Origin of the sequence: Paenibacillus sp. LPE1-1-1.1 (genome assembly GCF_040676435.1) — a bacterium.
GTDB lineage: Bacteria > Bacillota > Bacilli > Paenibacillales > Paenibacillaceae > Pristimantibacillus.
On sequence record NZ_JBEGHY010000001.1, the window covers coordinates 1,168,267 to 1,189,922 of the forward strand.

Sequence of the window (21,656 nt, forward strand, 5' to 3'; positions counted from 1 at the left end):
TTTATATAACGTTAAGGATGATTATATATGAAGCATATCTATTTTTACATAGTTCTAATTGATGCTGCTTGCATCATCTATCATCTTACGCTTCAAGAGTTTCATGCAATATGCAGCAGTTAACTTTTTGCCTAAACCTGCCGTGTCAGACCGTCCTTGCGGTGCAAATTCCATCGCTACCCGGACGGCAAAGGAAATATGCTAAGATTGGGACATCGAAGACTAGCAAAATATGATAAGATATATACCAATATTATCTGAATATATGCAGATCCCCAGATCGGTTTTGCTGGATGAGTAAGGAGGGATTACGGATGAATGATCTTATCGAAAATAAATACACCATTGAAGGCTCGTCATTTTCCATTCAACGTATGCGCCGTTACGGCTTCTCTTCGATGCCGCGGCCTCATTCGCATACTTTCTATGAACTGTACTGCTTGCTCGAAGGCGAGCGCGTATACTTTATTAACGGCAAGGTGCATGTCGCGCAACAAGGCGACATTGTCATAATCGTCCCCCATGACCTTCACTCAACGGCAAGTTCTCAGGTGGAACAATTCGAGCGGATCCTTATTCATTTCACCCCGGAATTTCTCCATGATGCTAGCAGAAGTTTGCTTCAGATGCCTCCTTTTCAGGAATCCGTCTTAATACGGGTTCCTCGAAAGGAGCAGCCGGAGATTGAACGACTCCTGTTGCAAATGGTCGGAGAATGCAAGGATCAGCACTCGTTATACAACGCTTTTGTGCGCCATCTTCTCGCCGAGCTGCTGATTTGGCTTCACCGAATAGACGCCGTCAGTCCCTCATTACCGCAATCCAGTCATCCGATGCATCAAAAGGTGTCGGAAATTACGTCTTTTATTCAAATGAACTTCCGCAGCGCTCTAACCCTGGAGAAGCTGGCTCAGCAATATTTCATCAGTCCAGCCTATCTAAGCCGCATCTTCTTGAAGCTGACCGGCTTCCATATTAGCGAATACATTCGGGTAGCCCGCATCCGTGAAGCGCAAAAGCTGCTCAGGACAACCCGTCAGAAGGTACATGCTATAGCTGTGCAGGTCGGCTTCGAACATGTTTCTCATTTCAACAAAACGTTCAAAAATGTAACCGGGGTTTCGCCCCTGCACTACAGGCAGGATCATCACTATTGACTTAATTCAGGCAGAGCGAGCGCCGGATACTTCCAGCATTCTATTGCCGTTCTTCCCTCCCGCTCTTCCTAATTCAACCTCCTGACATTGGTGCAGCTTTACTTAGACCGGTTTTTGTTTTTTTCGATTCCATGGCATCCACTTCTATTGACTTTCAATTTCCATATTCAGATTATAGAACAACAATATAATATTTTTGTGATAACGATTTTATCAATTTCGATAAAAATTATATATTTTTGTCCGTTTTACAAAAGGGATTCTGTTTAGTACTACAAAGCTACCCATTCAAACGTTTGGGCTTAACCTTTTTTAATAAACCGTCTCACTAAAATATTTCGAATTCGCAATCTGAGTCAGTGTCTCAACGCTTCGCCTTATCCTCACCTGTATTGTCGATTTTTTTGACGTTGTGGACTCAAAACGATGTAAAATTTTTTTCTTTACTACCAAAAAATGCATCTAAAAAACGACCTGGCATAAAGCCAAGTCGCATTGAAATCAGATTCTTATTTGTTCTAAAAACCACCGACAGAATCTTGTTATTTTACTAGCATCCGAACGAAACATACTGGATTCAAATTTCATCTGAAAACAGGGGTATCCGATAGCATCTTTTGGTACCAATGTAGTGGAAAAAATTCTTCAGACCGCGTTTATCTTGAAGTGAGATCACTTGTTTGTACATTTGTTTGTTCCTCACCTCCCTAAAACACAAGCGGAATTTCTTTTAAGCCGCGAATAATGATGCCATGACGCCAACCCAAAGACTCTCGATTAGTTTGCAATCTTAATGCAGGCATTCGCCGAAGCAATGTACTAATGGCAATTTCCCCTTCTAATCTCGCCAAAGGAGCGCCCATGCAGAAATGAATCCCCTTGCCGAAAGCGAGATGGTCATTCACTTTCCTTGTAATGTCGAAAGTAATGGGATCAGTAAAATGACTGCCGTCACGATTTGCCGACGATAGAGCTACAAACACCATCTCTCCTTTTCGGATCTGCTTGCCTTGAAGCTCTACGTCTTCCGTCGCCCATCTCATGTTATTTACTTCAACTGGCCCCTCATAGCGCAAAATCTCTTCGATCGCCGAATGGATCAGCCCAGGCTCGTTTTTCAGTTTTTCCAGCTGCTCCGGATGCTCCAATAATGACAGCACACCATTGCCGATTAAATTTACGGTTGTTTCATGACCAGCGATGATCAGAACAAATATCATCGCATACAACTCATGCTCGCTAAGCATATCTCCGTCTTCCTCGACACGGATAAGATCGCTGATTAAATCCTGCTTTAAATCGCTTCGTCTTTTAGCAATTAACTGCTGTAAATAATCTATAAATGCGATCAATGCTTGCTCGCTGCGTTCGGCGAGCATCGGATTATTAAACCCTTCCATGATGGCGCTCGACCAATCACTGAACTTATTCTGATCATCGACCGGAACACCCAGCATTTCGCATATGACCTTGATAGGCAATGGAAAAGCAAAATCCTGGATCAGATTCATTTCTCCCTTTGCTTGTACTTGGTCAAGAAGATCATTGGTCAGCTCCACGATTCGTCCCCTGAGTTCCTCTACCATTCTCGGGGTGAAGGCCTTCTGAACCAACCGCCTAAGCCTTCGGTGATCGGAAGCATTCACGTTGCTTAGATTTCTGGAAATAATCTCTACATGGGACGGAAGTTTCCGTTGTTCTACGCCTTCCTCAACCGGATGGCTAGTCACAAATCGCGAATCATTTAATACAGCCGCGACGTCCTCATAAGTCGTAACCATCCATGCATAATGACCACTAGGCAAAAGAAAACGGGATACCGGTTCTTTCTCGCGTACTTCAGCATAGATGGGATGAGGATTTCGAATAAACGCTTCGTTCAGAAAATCGATTTTCGACTGGATGGGTTCCTTCTGCTGATTTGTAGTCATCTGCAGCCTCCTATGGCAATTAGAATTTAATGACAATTCCATTTTATACTACTCGTAAATTTTATAACAATGATTCATTGGTAGTGAGTAAATAAACCCATTAAAATGTAGTATTTATAATTATACTTATAGTTCATTTTAACGAATAACACACAAAAAAAACGACCTCGCATTCACGAATCCGTCTTGTTTAACTCCTTATTTTCGTTCCAGCTAATCCAAATACCACCAGAACGATTCAACTTCGCTAGTCAATCATATGTTCAGGCCTGTCCAGCATTGTTCGGTGCAACACTTCGATATATCCGTATATTCGTGCCCCTATCTTGTCGATGAGACTGTACCATTGGCGTTCTTCCGCCTTGCAAACAAGGGCTGGTCGGAGCTAATGCTCTGATCAGCCCTGTATTTGGACACTATGCGATCTAAATCAAAATAAACTCTTGGTCTCCGTGCCCTAGCTCCCTAATCACTTCTTGTTTTCCGAACCGGATCTCAAGTCTCGCTTGCACGTCTAAAGGTATCTTTACATTTACGCGGATGCCCCCGCCAACCGTCTTCTCCCACCGAACGAACAAACTCCCCTGTATTGTCCAAACCAACGCTTCGGCAAACGATAATTCATCGGGGATAAACGGACGTATTACTGCTTTCGTAAAGCCCGGAGCTTCAGATCGTATGCCAACTATATATTCTTGAAAGAGTCTAGCCGGATATCCATTCCACGCATGGGAATGGCTCTCGACGTCTTCCCAACCCTCCCACATTGTTTTTGCTCCTTGCGCAATCATATATCCCCAACCTGGATATTCCCTGCTGCTTAATATGGCAAAGGCTTCTGCTTCTCTCTTATTCTCGAATAACATCCGCAGAAGCGGCAACGACAATACGGTGCGACATTCCCATTCTTTACTCGCAACATAGGCAATGGCTTGCTCTCTATCCTCATCAGGGACAATGCCTGCATATAAGGCAATCGCCGTCACACCTTGATGGTTTTGGCCAGAATCTGAGCTATCTCTAAAACACTTGGTTTCGTGGTTGTACAAATGCTTGATGATATTACATGACAATTGTTCGGCTTGCTGCAAATAACTCATCTGTTTCTTATCTTCACCAATTAATGATGCGACGTCACTTGTTATTCTAATTGCTTGCACCAACTTAATTTGCTCTACAGTCAAGAACATACCCGCATGCTCGACAGAAGGATAAGGCCAGTCACTAATATGCCAGCCTTTATCAAGGGGAACAAGACCCGTATCTGAATCTAGTATTCCAATGAAATAATCGACCATTTTATGCAACACACCGAAGTAAGACCTAAGCAGTGATACTTGTCCAGAGGCTTCATAAAGCTTCCACAGCAGTGTCGCATAATGCAAATCCCATTCCGGAATTTGGAGCTTGAACTCGGGATTAGCAGAATTTGACGGAGCAACGAATGGAAAAGTACCATCCTCAAGCTGAGCGTCAGCGAAATCACTTAGGGTTTTCTCAATCACGGACAGCGCATTGAAATTATAGAGCAATGCCTCCGCCTGCAGATCCGTATCGGCAATATATTGAGCTTGCTCGCGATGAGGACAATCAACGGTTTGCCCAAGCGTATTGTTCTTCTGTGTACGAATGCATGCCTCATATGCAGCATTCAAGAGCTCACTAGAGCATTTGAAACTTCCTCCGTGTTCTATTGCTGTGTACGCCACGCATACGGAAAGTCCGATTCCTGGCTCTATCGATATTGGATAACCTGTGACTTCAACATAACGAAAAGCTTTATAAGAGAAGTCAGGCTGCCATTCCTCTAGAGAGTCCCCCCGCATCGTATATTGATCATAATAATGCTCTGACTCCTCATTGCACACATTGTGCTTAACGCGTCCATTTTCGTCTAAATCCTCGGAGTATCTGAGTCGGATAATTGCGCCTGCAAAACCCTTCAACCTAAGCCGCGGCCAGCCGGAGACAATTCTGCCTGCATCAAACACTTGAGGCATAACTGCTTCGTCCTCATTACCAGGAAACAAACTTAACTTCGTTAATGGAAGTTCTTCCTCAATTGCTCCTTCAGGAATCGATTGAGTGACCATTGGCCAATCGTTACGAGCGATCTTCGCTAGCTTGGCTTTAGCTGTTCTAGCGGAACTCCCACTCTGCCAGCCAACATTGCGCCAAGAAATATCCCATTTTCTCGCATCATAATCTTCTATTGCTGATATTCTACGATTCTGCTGATAGCGTGTACCCGTTCTATGAGGCTTATCTAGCAGTGTTTCCCAGTTTGAATTCGTGTTCACCATTTGTTTCTTTCCATTCACATAAGCCAGGTGAAGCTCCAGACGAAATCCTGGAAGGCCATCCACATAATTTTGTCCGCCGCCACCAAGATAGTGCACATCTGCAGTGATGCAATTCATGCCTGGATTTAAACGTTCACCAATTTCATATTCTAAATAGAACTTCCTCTTAAATGGATTTGTTGGTGCAGGAGATCCATATCCCCCAACTTTAGCTCCATTCAAATATACATGTAGATAATGATGCCCCGATACATAAAGTCGAGCTGAAGCCAATTCCCCGCGAACGTTGAATTCCTTACGAAAATAGGCAAAGTCATTTATCCTTATGCGCTTAGAGTGCCAAATCCAATCTGATGTCCATTTAATAACAGTCAGCTCCTCACAGAGTTCTAACCTAGCATGTTTGCGAATGCTCTAAAATAGAGATGATGACCATAATCATTAGGATGATTGATATTGTTCAAAAGCAGGCTTTCTGGCGTTTTTCCCGCTTCTAATTCCTCTCTCCATAACTTATATACATCTGCGACACCGACTCCATATTGTTCACTTAGTCGATGAATCACATGAACATATTCAATCATCCTTCCACTTGTATGCTTCCATAGCGGGTTAGGTTCACAAGGGGTAATAAGTAATATATCCGTGTTTCCGCATGCTCTGATCGTATCAATAATATATTGTAGATTTCGTTCATAATCCGCAGGTGAGACACCAAGTCCGTGCTCATAAAGGTTCTGATCATTCATTCCATAACCGATGGATACCAGATCCGGTTGCATAGGAATCACATCACGTTCTACCCTTGATGCTCCACCTTCACTGGTCTCGCCCCCTATCGCTTTATTCACGATTCGGATGCTTCCCCCAAGATGAAATTCACATAGGTAATCAGCAAAACGTCGGAAAAACGTAAAGCTATTCTGGCTTGCTTCTCCTCCCGCGCTGATACTATCTCCATAGACGACGAAGATGACTTCTTCGCCTGCTCGCAGTTTACTTGCGACTCTTGGCATGATGGTCGATAATCCATTAATCACCTTCCGGATATCGGGGATAGAATCTTCAGGCTCGTATTCGTATTCCGCATACACCGTATAAGTCGTATTGCTATAGTCTTCATACTTTGTTTGATCGAAGCCCACGATGTCATACAAAGGATGTAGAGACCAATCTGCTATACGACTGCCTATCGTTCTGCGAATAGAGGCATTCGTATAATCAACCAAAAAATCCGATCCCTCGGCATATTCGATTGCCTCAGGATTATTTCTGTCAGCATCACTGAAAATGCGTACACGCGTTCCTGCCAAAGGTTTCTTTTTTAATGGAAGTTCATCATCCTTTACGAAAACAAAAGATTCTGTTTGTTGTCTAGATCGCCAATCGAGCACAACTCCTAAAAATCCTTCAGATTTGTCCATAATGAGCTGCCAAGCCTTTTTTCCCTGAGATGCCGAGAAGTCATGTGTAATCAAGGGAAGCGTGGTCAATCTTCCATCTGCGATGGCGGCTAGCGTCTCATTCATTCGCTCCGTTGTCCATCCGGAAGGACAATGCAAGGTGATCTCTTGAGCTCTCAGCTGTTGAATGTCAATTAACCCATTACTCCCAAGGAAGCCAGCCGTAACAAAGTGACTATTCAACTTCATTCGAGGCCGCAATGCATGGAACACGGATAATGCCCCTACGCTATCAACAACAACCTGAATATCAGTTAAATCTTCAAGTCCTTCCACTGTGCCCGGAATCCGAATATTAATGCCTTGAATGTCCGCAGGAAGCAAAGCCAATCTTTCATCTCTGCGACCCAGCATGATCACCTTTGCTCCTCTGGAGAGCAGAGTTTGCGCAGCCCAATGACCGACCAATCCATCTCCAATGACAACGGCTCGGTCTCCAGGTGCAACATCAGGTCTCATTCCGCAATTGTACCCCACTTGCGCGAGTACAAGCGGTGCATAAGCCAAAGCATCATTAGGACCTAAATCGGGCAGTTTCCATACTTGGTTGAAGTGCGTTACAGCAGGATTCACGTGGCCGCCCGTATCAAACGCCATTCCTGCTACTTTGCTTATCGAAGCAAAAACACGGTCTCCCGGTTGAAAGCCACTTACGGCATCGCCAACTATCCGCACAATGCCAACCTTCTGGTATCCCGCAACCTGTGGAAATGGAAGCACGTCCCCCGAGAGCGTTACTTGCTCCCCTGAAACCCGCTCACCTCTGAGAAAAGATTGCTCTGTACCAACGCTAATCCATGAATACTCTAAATCTATCACAACATCTTCTGGTCCAGGGTCAGGCGTCTCTACATCGAGATATTCCACTTCGTTCACACCCGTAAATACGATCGCTTTCGCTTTCATGACTCCACCTCCTAAGAAATATGACTTACATATCAGTCTGTGGGTATGCATAAACCTTAATCGCTTGTTGAGATTGCAGGAGTGAGATCGTCTTCCCGTATTCAGATAGCGGAACGTGATGAGTCTGCAGACATTCCGTGTTTAACCCTTTGTTTACTACCAAATCTAGCAATAATGCCTGATCCTCTGTTTCAAATCTGCGGTACCGATAGGATTCGAGTCTTATTCCTTTAAACCATAAGTGATCGGCGTAGCGAACTTCTCCCTTTAGCACCCCGAATATAACCAGATGGTGATCTATCCGTTCAAGCACGTTTTGAATAGATGCAGCTGCCCCCACACAATCGTACCCTAAGTCAAAGCGCTCTCCGCCAAGCTCTTCCGCATGCTTGGCATCACCAATACCCAAACTATTCACAAATTCGATTCTTTCTCTATTAATATCTATAGCCGTTACCCTGTCAGCCCCCATCAGCTTTGCTGCTTGAAGGGCTAAGATACCTGCAGGACCAAGCCCTGATACAAGCATCGACTTCCCTCGCATATCTCCAAATTGGAGAAGCCCGATCAATACACACTTCAACAACTCGAAAGACACAGCCTGCTTCCAAGAGACTTCGTCTGGGAGCTTGATTAACTCATGCTCTCGATAATTTAAATATTGGGCATAAGCTCCGGGATCGACCAGATGCTCAAGCGCAGCTACTCGGTCACCAACCTTAAAGGCGGTAACCTTACTGCCAACCTCCGCTACCGTCCCCGCCATCTCATGTCCTGGAAAGCCTAAAGGAAGCGGGTATTCTGGTTCTTTAGAGGCGTCGAACATATCTTTCCCGCTCATCATGTTCATATCCCAACGCGGGCAGGTCGATACGATGTGAATAAGAACGGTTATTTGATCCTCCAGAGGAGAAGCAAGTTCACTTTCGATAATCCTGTAGTTCCCTTTTCCAATTATTTGCAAGCTTTTCATAAATGATTCCCGTCCTCTCCTGGGTATGTTCGAGTTGTTTATTCACTACCGATAAAACAGGATCTTTGCTCTCACTGAATCCCTGTATGGTTTCCTTCCGCTACTCTAATAACGCGATAATTGCCTCAATCACATGAGCTACTTCATCATCCTCCAAACATTGCGGATTAATGACGAGCTCATCCTCTTGTATATTAGTATAGATAACCGGTTCCATCATCATCAGTCGATTCTGAAGCTCTTGCGCAGAGGAGCCGGTAGGCTTGAGAAATACTCTAGGTATATCCGCTGGCTGCACGCCGGGCTCCTTCGGAAACCCTCGTCGCACGTGAGTACCCCGTATTGGAGAAAGTGACTCTACGATAATGGATACTATGGCTTCCCAACGTTTCATTTCTTGAACATAATCTTTCTTTACGAATAACTCCACAGCCCTAACAATACCCGCAATGGTTTCTTTATCTGTTTTCATAGAACGACCAATACTAAAGTTGGGACTGCTGTTCGCTATGCAAGCTTCTATTAGATCTCTTTTACCTAGAATAAGACCCGAAGATTGCGGACCGCGAATTTCTTTACCACCGCTTATAATGACAAGGTCTGCACCCTGCTTTAGATACTTCGTCACATTATTAATCGGCGGCAGTTCCGCGGCTGCGTCTACTACAATGGGGATTTGATTCCTCCTCGTAACTCTAATAATATCAGCGAGAGGCAAGGAGCCTTCCACCTGTTCAGCCGCTGCTACATAAAAAAATAGAGCAGTATGATCAGAGATGGCTTCTTCAATCTGCCGGATTGAAACTTTAGATATCTCACCGATCTCTCTTACCTTAGCACCGGATACCCTTAGTGCCTGATCATATAGAATTCTGTGGCTTTTGAGCATCAAAGCTTCATCAGGAATGCCTGTTGTCTCAGGCAGCTGAATAATTTTCTCAGCATCTCCTCTAGTCATACAAGAGGCGGCTGATATGGCGATTCCGGCGGAGGCACCTGAAGTAATGCATGCAGCTTCAACTCCAAACAGCTCGGCTATTCTCTCCCCTGATTTGGCATGAAACTTATGGATGTCCACAAAAGCACCTGCAGCCTCGTTCATTGCCGCAAGCACTTCTGCAGCCATCTTAGAACCGCCTATTCTCGTTATCGTGCCACAAGCATTAATAATCTTAGTTACTCCTATCCAATCATAGATATCCGCCATGCTAATCGTCCGATAAGATGTAAAGCTTCCCTTCACCTGGAAGAAAGATGGAAGAGAGTTCTCCTGACACGCTGCTATAGCTTGTAGGAATTTCAGCACCAGTGGATTTGCAAACCTCTGTTAAGACAGAAGGCTTAGAAGACAGATGATATCTTAAAGTTTTATTATTGGTGGAATCTAGATTCACGACCATGATGTAATTCCTACCGCAAGAATCCACAAAGTGCGAAACAATCTGATCCTCATCATCAACAGGCTCCCAGAAATAATTCGCAGGGAGAGGTTTCGTACCTGGCGGCAATTTCCCTTTAAAAAACACATTGCGAGATATCAATCCCATTAAGATGGGTCCCCATTGCTTGATTTCCTCATTTAAAGACTGGACGGGAACGTACAAATCTGTTTTGTTACCGGCACTGTCCATTATCGCTGTCGTAAAATGGGTGTCCGGGCCTTGATCTATGGGCTGGAACCAAGTAAACCAATATAATCCCTTTACACCATAGGCTAGGTTCGTATATACATTCCATCTCAGCTCATCGGCATTCGGACGGCGCAGATATGCAGTTTCCCCTAGTGAAAGCCCTACAGCTTGTAAGTAAGCGGCAATCTTCAGGTCGTACTTTAAGCCAACAGCTCTTAAATTTTCCATGTCCTTGAAATAGTCCGAACCTATTACGTCACCAGCAACGAACGGATAGGTATCCATCGTAAGATACTCAAGGTTGGCAGGACCTGCCTGATTCACCCATTCTTCTAAATAATCCTTATGGTTGCTATCCGGAACGCCGGAAGCAGGAAACATATTCACATTTGGAAAGGAATTTGGATCATTCCATTTCAATCTTTTGTATACATAAGCGGCTCTTGAGAGTTGTTCCTGACTTGGCTCATCCTTGATATAATAACCCCCGGTTGCAGGATGGTGCTTATACGAGCTAGCAATAGCATCAATTTCCTCATCCGTGGCTGTTGTCATTAGCTCCTCCATCCGCGAATCCGAAACCTGAACTTTAATCCCGCGGGCAAATGCCAAATCCAGAATGGTTTTCATTTGTTCTTCTGTGTTGATTCCTACTACATTGGGGTAGAAGGATTGCATAAAATTGATATGTGCATCTTGGATGTAGTTATATTGGATATCATTAGTGGCAGCCCATGTAGGAATATAGAATATACCGATTGGAAACTCTTTGTTCAATTCCGTCCACTCCTTAGCTTATAATCACCTATGCATCTATAAGGACAGATGCATGGGATCTGCTAGATAGATATTCACACAGCTTGATTTGAAGTTAAGCCTGACATTAATGGGAGAGGATAAAATCATCGAAATACATATCATAACCGTAAGTTTCAGTTTGTATATACAAGATCGCTGATGTTAATTTACCTGTCCAAGTGATGTTCAGCGTGTCAGAGTTCTGGGTCCATTCGGTGCTATGAATTGTTTTCCAATTTGTATTGACCCAATGCGTTCCTAAATCATCCCCTAGTCGAATAGCGATCTGCGCCCGATCCGATGTTCCAGCGGCCAATTTCAACCAACCAGACAGATGGTAAATCCCTTGGTTATTTGTTTTGAGCATAGATGTGACATCTTGAGTAGGACTACTAAACAATTGAGTTCTTCCGACAATTTTGGCGCTGTAAGCTCCTGAGTGTCTGTTGGTGGAATTTGTGGTAACCGTTCCTCCATATGGAGCCGACCATGAAGTCGTGGTCCCGCTTTCAAAACCGGAATTTGCTAGCAGATTACTGCCCTTGTGCTCCGAAAAACCGTCCACCACCATATAGGTTCCTGACTTCTTAACTCCTTTGATCGTATGGGTACCATAGCTTAGTCCGGTCTTGCTATACACGGCTTGCTGAGTTTTGTGGGAAGACGTGCTATAGGTACTTATCGTTTGTTGAAATACATTGTCGATGTAAATATCCACATTGCCGCCGCTCGTGTCCATGTCCGTCAAGAACTCTATACCCGTTCCAGTGAATGTGTACTGAAAATAATCATTATTCATGGTCGTATAATGCAGATCATTCTTATAATCCCCAGTACCGCGTCCATCGCTATAACCCCAGCCCGTGCCCGAGTACGTTATACCTTCAAACGTATCATTCGTCTTAGAAGCTTGGCGTTGCATGCTGCCTGGCGTTACCTTAAAACTATCAACCGTCATGAATGTCCCCGATTTCTTCACGCCTTTGATGGTATGCGGACCGTTAGACAATCCTGTCTTGCTATAGATCGTTTGCATAGGGAGACGAGACCCGCTGGTGTATGTGCTTACGGTTTGTTGGAATACATTATCGATATAAATATCCACGTTGCCGCCGCTCGTTTCCTTTTCCGTTATATACTCCACACTTGTGCCGTTAAAGGTATATTCGAAGTATTCATTATTAACACTTGCATGATGCACATCATCAGCGTAATCACCAACTCCCCGGCTTGTGCTATGAAGCCAGCTGCTTCCCGAATAGGTAATTGCAGCATCGGAATCATTAACATTCGTTGCAGGCAAGTTGAAATCAGACGAAATCGCATATAACTTACCTTCACCAGGGAGGAACGTCGCTGAAATGTTTCCTGTAGTATTACTGTAGTTGGTGCTGACCTCCGCTCCCGTAGATTTGGAAACCTCCGTAACCGCAGATGGCTTGGAAGGTAAATTGAAGCTTAACGTTCTGCTATTGGCATAATCTCTGTTTACGACCATCACATAACTTCTGCCGTCTTCATTAGCAAAATGGGACAGAATTTGGTTAAAGCTTGTTGTTGGATTCCAGAAGTAATTGGCTGGAATCTCTGTTGTACCAGTGGGGATGGTCCCCTTGAAGTACACATCTCGAGAAGTTAGTCCCATTAAGGTGGGTCCAAGCTTTTTAACCTCTGACCCTAAGGTTTGCGCAGGGGTATATAGATCCGTTTTATTTCCGCTTCCGTCCATAATCGCCGTCGTGAAATTGTTAGGGGTATAGATTTCAGGCTGGAACCAAGTAAACCAATATAATCCTTTCACACCATAGGCAAGGCTATTGTATACATTCCATCTTAGCTCGTTTGCATTTGGCCGACGATAACCAGCGAGGTTATCCCCATTCGCTTGCAGGTATGCTGCTGTCTTGAGGTTATAGGATAATCCTGCCGCTCTTAAGTTGGCCAAATCTTGATAATAGTAGCTTCCAATGCTCCCATCGTCCTTGAATGGATAGGTGTCCATAGACAAATATTGCAACTTGGAAGCCCCCGCCGTAGTCACCCATTTTTTCATATAGCTAAGGTGCTCGCTTGGGCCTCCTGGCACACCGGAATCAGGGAACATATTCACATTAGACATCGAATCCGGTTGGTTCATTAAGAATCGATTATAGACATGCGCGGCTCTGGGGAACTCGAACTCGTGCGGCTCATCCTGGATGTAATAACCCGCTGTTGCAGGGTGGTTTTTGTAAGAGTTAGCTATTGCATCTATATCAGCATCCGAAGCCGCGGGCAGTGGCTGCCCCGTCCTCGTACCCATCAGATATTCTGATCTCGTATCAGAAACCTGCACCTTCATCCCTCGGTCGGCCGCCAAATCCAACACAGTATTCATCTGTGAGATCGTGCTAGGCTGGTTCGTATTCGGGTAGAAAGTTTGCAGAACATTGATATGCGCATCTTTAATATAATCATATTGTGTAGCGTTCGTATAAGGCCAGGTAGGAACATAAAAAATACCCATTACAAACTCCTCGCCAGCAGCTTTAGCTGGGGAGGCGAAACTAATTGTAATTGCGGTCAACATACAAGAAAGAGCTGTTACGATGGATGTAAAACGTACAAACGTTCTTCTCATTAATAAACACACCCTTCATGAATGATGGATTATCCTAATAACCATTTCTGGATATACGCAACAGATAACGGAGACTTCCCCTCATGAATTAATTGTGAAATCTCGTCTTGCGGGATGCGATCAAGCAGTCTTACCCTATTCTTTCACGCTGCCCAGAACGATTCCCTTAACAAAATATTTCTGCAAGAACGGATATACGAGCAAGATGGGCAATGCTCCAAGGAAAATTTGAGCTGACTTAGCCGTTCGATCTGATACCTCGCTTAAATCTTTCATCGATTCACCGCTTACTGTTGTCAGATCAATGCTGACCAGTATGGTCTGAAGATAGGTGGATAAAGGGTAATTATCGTGCGACTTCATCAATATCAACCCGTCAAACCAAGCGTTCCAATGGCCAACGATCGTGAAAAGCCCTATGGTGGCAAGTGCGGGCATTGATAATGGAGCATAGATGCGCCATAAAGTTGTCCAATGGCTCGCACCATCAATTGAAGATGATTCTTCCAGCTCTTTTGGTAAACCTCGAAAGAAGTTAAGCAGCAGGATAATGTTAAACACGGGAACTGCTCCCGGAAGAACAAGGGCCCATATCGTATCCATAATACCCGTCCATTTAACCGTCATGTACCAAGGAATCAGTCCACCGCTAAACAGAATCGTGAATACGAACAACCATGCGTATAATGTTCTGAATCTGAAAGTTTGCGTTTCTTTGGACAATGGATATGCTACAAGCAAAGTAATCATCATGTTAATGAAGGTTCCCAGAAACACTCTCTCAAGGGTTACAACAAGAGAATTAAGAAAGGCCGGTTTCTTTAAGATGAACTCATAAGAATTTGTAGTGAAACCAACTGGCCACAGTTTGACCAAACCTGCTCCGGCAGCACTGCTGTTACTGAAGGACAAGGCAAGAACGTGCACAAGCGGCAAAATGCAGATGATTGAAAGAGAGACGAGAAACACCATATTCCATACGTTAAAGATCCGATATCCGATACTCATTCGTATCATGGAAAAGCCTCCTAGAAAATCCGGTAGTTAGCAAGTCGATAAGCAAGAAAGTATGACAAGGAGATCATGATAAAAGATACAAATGACTTAAATAAGCCAATTGCTGTAGCCACGCTGTATTGCGCTTCCTCTAAACCCACTCGAAAGACGAGCGTGTCGATGATGTCACCGCTTTCATAAACAGATGGACTATATAAATTGAATACTTGATCAAATCCCGCATTCAGAACGTTGCCTAAGCTAAGAGTTGCGAGAAGGATGACAATCGGCAGGATGCTTGGCAGCGTGATGTTTAAGGTCTGCTTCCATCGGTTTGCTCCATCAATGACGGCTGCTTCATAAAGTGACGGATTCACACCAGTCAAGGCAGCAAGGTAAACAATCGTGTTGAAGCCGAATTCCTTCCATACATCTGATAAGACGATGGTGATCGGAAACCACCTATTGTCGCCGAGAAAATAAATGGGCTCAAAGCCAAAAGCTTTGATGATCTGATTCACAATTCCTTGTGATGGAGAGAGAATATCGATCAGAATGCCCCCGAGAATTATCCAAGAGAGAAAGTGAGGCAAATAGATAAGTGTCTGTACCCCGCGTTTCAACCAATCCTTGCGTATTTCATTCAGCAACAAAGCAATGGTGATCGGCACAATCTGTCCGATCATGATCTTAAAGCCTGCAATATAGATCGTGTTCCATAATACACGGAGGGAATTGGGCATATCCCATACATATTTGAAATGATCGAAGCCTACCCACGGGTTATCAAAAAAAGGGCGTCCAGGGAGAAACTTTTGGAATGCCAGCGTTAAACCGAAAAGGGGTACGTAGCTGTATATCAGGATTAGAATGAGCCCGGGCAATATCATCAGGTGAAGGGGGAACTCTCTTCTCCATTTTTTCGATAGCATCTGATCTACACATCCTTTTAAAGACAGCAATGGGAAGTAATATGTTTACTTCCCATTGCTCTTGTCTCTGATTCATGTTTATTGCTTAGCGAACCACTCGTTTACTTCCTGGGTTATCTGGTCTCCACCAAGCTTTTTCCAGTTATCTACGAATTTATCAAATTCATCGATCGAGGATGCTCCCATGATGATCTTCGTGAATGTTTCCTTAAGCAGTGTATCCAGTGTCCCTCCTTTTTCTCCCATTGTAGGAGTTGGCGAACCATAGAATTCATTGCGTAGGAATACATCTCGTTTGACATAATCATCAATGACTGAGAAGGAGCCGCCTGGTCCGAAGACTGCATGCATACCCCAACCCTTGATGTCTCCATTAATGAATGAAGCCACTGCATCGAAATCATTCTTGAAATTAGCTTTCATTCCTGTGGTATCATTTGTTTCCAGAGCCTTTGTAATCGCTTTATATTTATCCATATTAGTCGTTATAGGAGAGCCTGCTATAATCGCGTGTTTAAAGGCCTCTACACCATCTTTAGTTGCTCCATATACCGAGGGCTCAATCATAGAATCGAATGAAATGTCATACCAAAGATTAAGCATTTTGATAGCTGCTTCCGGATGCTCCGAATTTTTCTTAACGACATAATATTGAGGTACTTGGAAAGGAATTTGCGCCTTAACCGGCTGGTCGTTAGCCGAAGGAATCGCGAAGGATTTCCACTCCATGGAAGAATCTAATTCCTTTCCGCCTTGCAATGGCCACAGAGGAGTCCACATCATTCCGTAATACATACCGATCTTGCCGGATGTAACCGTTTCAGCTACTTTGGTGACATCCTTCGTTCCGAATTCCTTATCGATTTGCTTGGATTGATACATCTTCTGCAGCTCTGCCAAGGCAACTTTCATTTCTGGCTGTATGTTGCTGTTAACAAGCTTGCCGGATGCATCCTTGATCCAGGTATTGTAATAAGCATTGTAGCCATTCAAAAAGCCTTCGAAGCCTCCGAATCCGCTGCCAAGATCCTTAGTCAGAGCCAAACCGAAGGAATCAGCTTTGTTGTTGCCATCAGGATCTTTGTTGGTAAAGGCATCGGAAATGGCTCTAACGTCTTCCATTGTCTTAGGTTCTGGCAATCCTAATTTCTTCAGCCAATCCATTCGAACCCACAGCAGAGCTACCTCATCAATATCCGATCCGATGCGAGGTATCGCCATCAGCTTGCCATCGAATGTTGCCGATTTAAGGGCTAAGCCACCATCTTCGTTTAATACTTTCTTCACATATTCAGAAGAGTGTTTATCGAATACTTCTGTTAAATCTGCTATTTGTCCAGCTTCGGCTAACTGCTTCAATTGATTCGAATTAACGATAACGATGTCAGCCAAGTCATTACTCGCAATCGCTACATTCAGCTTCTGAGTGTACTGATCCCCTCCGCCTTGCAAGATCCAATCAAACTTCACTTTAATGCCGAGTTTGTCCTCATACGCTCTCGTCCACTCGTTATTCTCCGCCGTATCCCCTTCTACGAACTTGGTATTATCATCGTAAGGCCGGATAACGGTGACCTCAATCGGAGGATCGAATTTCCCTAACGGGTCAATAACTTCGTCGGATGGCACTGATGTAGACTCACTCGCAGGAGCGGTCGATTCTGCTGCTGCTGACGGACTAACAGATGTACTATTCTTCTCATTGTTTGTACTGCACGCCGCGAGCACAGTCATGAGCATCATCGTGCTTGCAAGAACCAAAGCAGCCGATCTTATCTTCTTCATTCGATATTCCCCCTACGCTGTTTTGAGAAGAATGGTCTTCCTGCTTTAATTATAGGTGGGGCTGAAAGTGTATACTATTGGAGGATTTCAACTTCACTTGACTTATTTTTACGACATATTAACATCAGATCAGAATAATTATTTACGGTAATATTCTCGATAGGCTTGGGGAGTGTACTCGGTTGATTTCTTGAAAAACCGGTTGAAATACGCTGCAGATTCGAACCCAACCTTTGTTGCGATATCCTGCACTTTGTCATTCGTATCCTTAAGCAGTCTCTTCGCCTCGGCGAGACGGGCTGTCATGATCGTGTCAGACAGCCCTTCACCCGTTAACTGCTTGTACAACCTAGACAAATAAAACGGATTCAAAGAAACGAGTTCCCCCAACCGGGTTAATGATAAATCCTCTGATAAATTCTCATCGATATATTTTTTAATCCGGGTTACTAAGCTCCTGCTATGCTGGTTGGTCATTCCAACTTTATTCTTGAATAAGGTATCGCCGATCTCGATTAGGCGGATAATCGTTTCTTCCCAAGTTCCCTGAGAATCCTGATTCAGCAAACGATTTAATTCCGTTTTCTCCATTACAACTTTCAAAAAACCCTCGTTCATCGCGTAAGTCATAATCATAGATAAAAGCTGATAAGAGGCGATTAGCCTCAAATCAGCATCCGATCGAATGTCTGAATCGTTCATCAGCTCCATTAATTTACGCTTGAATTCTATTTGCTGACCGCTAACAAGACAGAGCTCCAGCTGACTCGTCTGCTTCTGAAGCATTTTTGTCTGCGAATCCTTGAGAGGTGTTGTGGAGATCATTTCTGCGGATACATCCGTTAGTAGCAGTTCGTGTCCCATGCCGAAGTTTCTTCGCATCACTCTGTTTAACTCTTCGAAACGATCGGATATGTTGAACCATGTACAGCACTCACTAGAAACAACAAAAGACAATTTCAATTTAAGCAGCTCTTTGCAGGTTTGTTGAATGCGTTCAACCGTTCCTAGGACAAAACGTGCAAGTCGCCGTTCATCTATCATCAAGTCATGATTACTAGCAAGTGGTTGAATTAACCAAGCAATCCTCGTTTTGTCGTACGTGATGGATTCCAGCTTAACGGAGGATTTCATATATTCATCCGCGATATTTTGTACCCCGTACAGGAGTAAAGCCTTATCCGCGGAGGAATACTCTGACCATTCATCGACTTTTCCTATAAATAGCAATACGGGATCACTTTCAACAAATGTCAGGCTTAACTCATTCATCTGTTTCTGGAAGGTAGAATTCGGCTGCAACTCGCCATGAAGGAGTTCAAGCAAATATTCCTTCTGCAAAAAAGGAAGCGCAGCATGAAGCTGGGCTTGAGCCTTTTCAAACTGTGCCCCTCTCTCTATTTCTTGGTTTAACTCCTCCATTGCTTTATTCACCGCAGCCAGAATCGCCTGATCACCTTCTGTCTTCAGAATGTAATCCACCGCTCTGTGATGTATGGCTTCTTTTACATAGGAGAAATCATTGTACCCGGTAAGAAAGATAATCTTGCTCCTAGGCCACTGCTGTACGATTCGTTTCTGCAATTCCAACCCATTCATGCCAGGCATAGATATATCAGTCAGTACAATATCCATCGAGGTCCTCTCGAACCATTGTATCGCTTCAGCAGCAGAGTTTGCCTTATACACTTCCAGTTCCGTAAAATCGGCTTCTTTAATCATTCCTGCCAACCCATTCACGATAAAAGGCTCATCATCCACGATTAGGATCCGACGCATTTCTTTATCCCCCTTGTCAATTAGTTATGGTGGTTGGTATCTTCACTTGGACCTTCAGCCCGCCTAGGATGCTTCTCGAAACGATAAGGCCGAAAGCATCACCAAATTTCAACCGCATACGCATATGGACGTTAAGAATCCCAGTCTTCTCAATTGATCTATTCCACTCCGAAGCAAGCTTTCGCTGAATTTGCAACAATTCCTCATCACTTAATTCATCACCGTTATCTTCGACCTCAATCACCGTGACCCCATCTTTTTGTTGTGACATAGACATTGCAATGATACCGCCTGCCATTTTGGATTTAAGCCCATGTTGATAAGCATTTTCCACCAATGGTTGTAGAATGAGTCGTGGGATACAAACCGAATGATTTTTCTGTAAAAAATCCGTAATTCTAGCTTCGATCCGATTGTGAAAGCGCATCTGCTGAATTTCAATATAAGCAATCGTATGATTCCATTCATCCATCAAAGATGCCTCATCATTGGAATTTCGGGTAATGTAGAGAAAATATTCTCCTAGATACTTAGTCGCTCTAACTACGTTATCAACGTCATGAGCATCCGCCATGCGATGGACCATAAAGTAAGTATTATATAGAAAGTGCGGGTTGATTTGCGATTGAAGCTGCTTAAGCTCAGATTGTTGGGCCATAATTCTTGACTCATATACCTCCTGAATGGAAAGGCGCAGCTTACTGACCATACTATTAAACTGACCGTATAAATATTGAAATTCGTCGTCATTTTCATGCGCGATAGAGAGGGATAGTTCTCCCTTCTCAACTCTTCGGAAAGCTCGGACCATCTTATGAAGAGGGGAATGAATCAAACGAAATATCCAGTAGGAGAAGGCAATTACGACAGCCAAGGATAATCCCGATAAGATCCAGAACCAAGTGCGATACTTGTTGAGCGGACCCAGAATTTGTTCCTCTGGGACATAAATAACCAAATCCATATTTAGCAGCTGTGACCTTTCAAAGGTCACATAATAATCTCTGCTATTTATCTTGACTGTTCCTTGGCCGAAGCTCTCTTCCGACGATTTACTTTTAACGAATTCTTTTACATGATCAACTGCTGGATCGTATGGATCATTAAGCAGAGCCCATTTTTGATTTTCATTAATTAATAGAGAGCCTTCGCCATCGCTATTAATCATGTGACCAAGAAAAGTTTGTAGACCTCTTTGATCCATTTCAGATTGTAAAATATAGATAGGCGGTTTCGTTGAGTAGGAGGGATTCGGATAGATTGAATTAATGAGAAGTTTTCCTTTCCAATAGACGATGGGCGACACTTGTTTACGGCTTAACTCTTGCAGTTCTGCAACCTCGTCTATAGTCATTCCTTCCTCGTCTGTCAGGGATAATAGCGTCTTGCCTATAAGAGGTATATAAGCTTTGGCTTCCGAAATAAATAAATTCGAGTTTTTCAGGGTCCAAAGTTTGTCCTGAACCCTTTGTTGCATCAACATCACTTCATAATAAGGCAAAATCGAAGAGATTGTGCTCAGCTTAGCTAAATCATCGTCCACTAGATACTGCTGATGAAGCCGGATAATCCTCTCCATCTCTGCTTCGAGCGATTTCATATTCGAATGAACACGTGATTCCATTGAAGTTAAGATCTCTTTCCGAACACTTTCCGCCCCCATTCGGTTCATTTGCAGGCTTACGAAAAACAAAGGGACGATCGCGACTAAAAACGTCAACAACAGCTTAGGAAAGATCGTCATCTTCCGTAAAATAACATTGATCGACATGATGCTCACATCCTTTAGAATCATACTAAAATTATCTATCTAAGTTCTTCGCTAAGTAACATAATGTTACCTGTCAGAGAAAATTGAAGTCGCTTGCACTTTTCCCGCTTTTCTTGTCTTTATTCTACTTATTTACCCGAATTCTTGAAGGACTGGAAATAGGGCTTCCATACAAAGCGTAAACCGGATTAATTTCATCCAAAGTTATCCATCTGCTATTAAACTTTTGTTGTTATGGGCTCATTATGACAATGCAAAAAAAAAGCTGACTTCAGGTTCTCACCCAAGATCAGCTTTTTCTAAAAAATTAACGCTTCGCCTTATAAAACTCTTCGTTTATGATGACATCCCGACGAGTGGTAATCCCGTTTCAGCATTCTTCTGCAGGCTTCGGCTTATTGATATTGGCTCGCTTGGGCTGATCGGCAAATCCGGATTGCCTGCTTCGATGCCCGCAGATCGATTACTTCCGAATTGTTACCTTAATGCGATGGTAAGAGGCACCCATTCTTAAAGCTTTGAGCTCTACCCGCTCAACGTCTCGTTCTCTTCCTCCAATGCAAACCTGCTGAGAGGAATTATAGCAGCTAATCCATACACTGCCGCCCCGA

General features: G+C 43.7%; 13 protein-coding genes. 1 reads left to right on the forward strand and 12 read right to left on the reverse strand.

The window, feature by feature from the left end; translation table 11 throughout:
- The first annotated feature begins 314 nt into the window (after positions 1-314).
- A complete protein-coding gene (locus MRBLPE1_RS05250) occupies positions 315-1,157 on the forward strand; it encodes a helix-turn-helix transcriptional regulator (protein ID WP_364142423.1) in 843 nt (280 codons plus the stop codon).
- 707 nt (positions 1,158-1,864) lie between these two features.
- Here MRBLPE1_RS05250 and MRBLPE1_RS05255 read toward each other — a convergent pair.
- The 12 genes from MRBLPE1_RS05255 to MRBLPE1_RS05310 all read right to left on the reverse strand — a co-directional run bounded on the left by MRBLPE1_RS05255 (position 1,865) and on the right by MRBLPE1_RS05310 (position 21,045).
- Positions 1,865-3,088 (reverse strand): cytochrome P450 family protein, encoded by a 1,224-nt coding sequence (locus tag MRBLPE1_RS05255; RefSeq protein ID WP_364142426.1) that lies wholly within the window; start codon positions 3,086-3,088, stop codon positions 1,865-1,867.
- Between the two features lie 425 nt (positions 3,089-3,513).
- The gene (locus MRBLPE1_RS05260; RefSeq protein WP_364144514.1) at positions 3,514-5,802 is read right to left on the reverse strand and encodes a family 78 glycoside hydrolase catalytic domain; all 2,289 of its coding nucleotides are present in this window, start codon (positions 5,800-5,802) and stop codon (positions 3,514-3,516) included.
- Entirely contained in the window at positions 5,781-7,760 is a 1,980-nt protein-coding gene (locus MRBLPE1_RS05265; protein WP_364142429.1) for a GDSL-type esterase/lipase family protein, read from the reverse strand. Before MRBLPE1_RS05265 ends, MRBLPE1_RS05260 begins: the two co-directional genes overlap by 22 nt.
- A gap of 25 nt (positions 7,761-7,785) precedes the next feature.
- Positions 7,786-8,733 (reverse strand): zinc-dependent alcohol dehydrogenase, encoded by a 948-nt coding sequence (locus MRBLPE1_RS05270; RefSeq protein WP_364142432.1) that lies wholly within the window; start codon positions 8,731-8,733, stop codon positions 7,786-7,788.
- Between the two features lie 100 nt (positions 8,734-8,833).
- Positions 8,834-9,940, reverse strand: a complete 1,107-nt coding sequence (locus MRBLPE1_RS05275) for an aminotransferase class V-fold PLP-dependent enzyme (protein WP_364142435.1) — start codon at positions 9,938-9,940, stop codon at positions 8,834-8,836.
- A gap of 1 nt (position 9,941) precedes the next feature.
- Complete coding sequence (locus tag MRBLPE1_RS05280; protein WP_364142438.1) at positions 9,942-11,141, reverse strand: hypothetical protein; 1,200 nt, start codon at positions 11,139-11,141, stop codon at positions 9,942-9,944.
- Positions 11,142-11,247: 106 nt separating this feature from the next.
- Entirely contained in the window at positions 11,248-13,782 is a 2,535-nt protein-coding gene (locus MRBLPE1_RS05285) for a carbohydrate binding domain-containing protein (RefSeq protein ID WP_364142441.1), read from the reverse strand.
- 135 nt (positions 13,783-13,917) lie between these two features.
- Complete coding sequence (locus tag MRBLPE1_RS05290) at positions 13,918-14,799, reverse strand: carbohydrate ABC transporter permease (RefSeq protein WP_364142444.1); 882 nt, start codon at positions 14,797-14,799, stop codon at positions 13,918-13,920.
- 11 nt (positions 14,800-14,810) lie between these two features.
- A complete protein-coding gene (locus tag MRBLPE1_RS05295; RefSeq protein WP_364142447.1) occupies positions 14,811-15,710 on the reverse strand; it encodes an ABC transporter permease in 900 nt (299 codons plus the stop codon).
- A gap of 78 nt (positions 15,711-15,788) precedes the next feature.
- On the reverse strand, positions 15,789-17,495 hold the full coding sequence (locus MRBLPE1_RS05300) for an extracellular solute-binding protein (protein ID WP_364142451.1): 1,707 nt from the start codon (positions 17,493-17,495) through the stop codon (positions 15,789-15,791).
- A gap of 138 nt (positions 17,496-17,633) precedes the next feature.
- On the reverse strand, positions 17,634-19,274 hold the full coding sequence (locus MRBLPE1_RS05305) for a response regulator transcription factor (RefSeq protein WP_364142454.1): 1,641 nt from the start codon (positions 19,272-19,274) through the stop codon (positions 17,634-17,636).
- A 16-nt stretch (positions 19,275-19,290) separates the two neighbouring features.
- Positions 19,291-21,045 carry a sensor histidine kinase gene (locus MRBLPE1_RS05310; RefSeq protein ID WP_364142457.1) on the reverse strand — a complete coding sequence of 585 codons (1,755 nt, stop codon included), beginning with the start codon at positions 21,043-21,045 and terminating at the stop codon, positions 19,291-19,293.
- Positions 21,046-21,656 lie beyond the last annotated feature (611 nt).

What these genes read in the sequence shown, in the direction of transcription:
- MRBLPE1_RS05255 (WP_364142426.1), bottom strand. Translation starts at nt 3,088, where the DNA reads ATGACTACAAATCAGCAGAAGGAACCCATCCAGTCGAAAATCGATTTT.
- MRBLPE1_RS05295 (WP_364142447.1), bottom strand. Translation starts at nt 15,710, where the DNA reads ATGCTATCGAAAAAATGGAGAAGAGAGTTCCCCCTTCACCTGATGATA.
- MRBLPE1_RS05275 (WP_364142435.1), bottom strand. Translation starts at nt 9,940, where the DNA reads ATGGCGGATATCTATGATTGGATAGGAGTAACTAAGATTATTAATGCT.
- MRBLPE1_RS05305 (WP_364142454.1), bottom strand. Translation starts at nt 19,274, where the DNA reads ATGCGTCGGATCCTAATCGTGGATGATGAGCCTTTTATCGTGAATGGG.
- MRBLPE1_RS05270 (WP_364142432.1), bottom strand. Translation starts at nt 8,733, where the DNA reads ATGAAAAGCTTGCAAATAATTGGAAAAGGGAACTACAGGATTATCGAA.
- MRBLPE1_RS05300 (WP_364142451.1), bottom strand. Translation starts at nt 17,495, where the DNA reads ATGAAGAAGATAAGATCGGCTGCTTTGGTTCTTGCAAGCACGATGATG.
- MRBLPE1_RS05290 (WP_364142444.1), bottom strand. Translation starts at nt 14,799, where the DNA reads ATGATACGAATGAGTATCGGATATCGGATCTTTAACGTATGGAATATG.
- MRBLPE1_RS05310 (WP_364142457.1), bottom strand. Translation starts at nt 21,045, where the DNA reads ATGTCGATCAATGTTATTTTACGGAAGATGACGATCTTTCCTAAGCTG.
- MRBLPE1_RS05250 (WP_364142423.1), top strand. Translation starts at nt 315, where the DNA reads ATGAATGATCTTATCGAAAATAAATACACCATTGAAGGCTCGTCATTT.
- MRBLPE1_RS05265 (WP_364142429.1), bottom strand. Translation starts at nt 7,760, where the DNA reads ATGAAAGCGAAAGCGATCGTATTTACGGGTGTGAACGAAGTGGAATAT.
- MRBLPE1_RS05285 (WP_364142441.1), bottom strand. Translation starts at nt 13,782, where the DNA reads ATGAGAAGAACGTTTGTACGTTTTACATCCATCGTAACAGCTCTTTCT.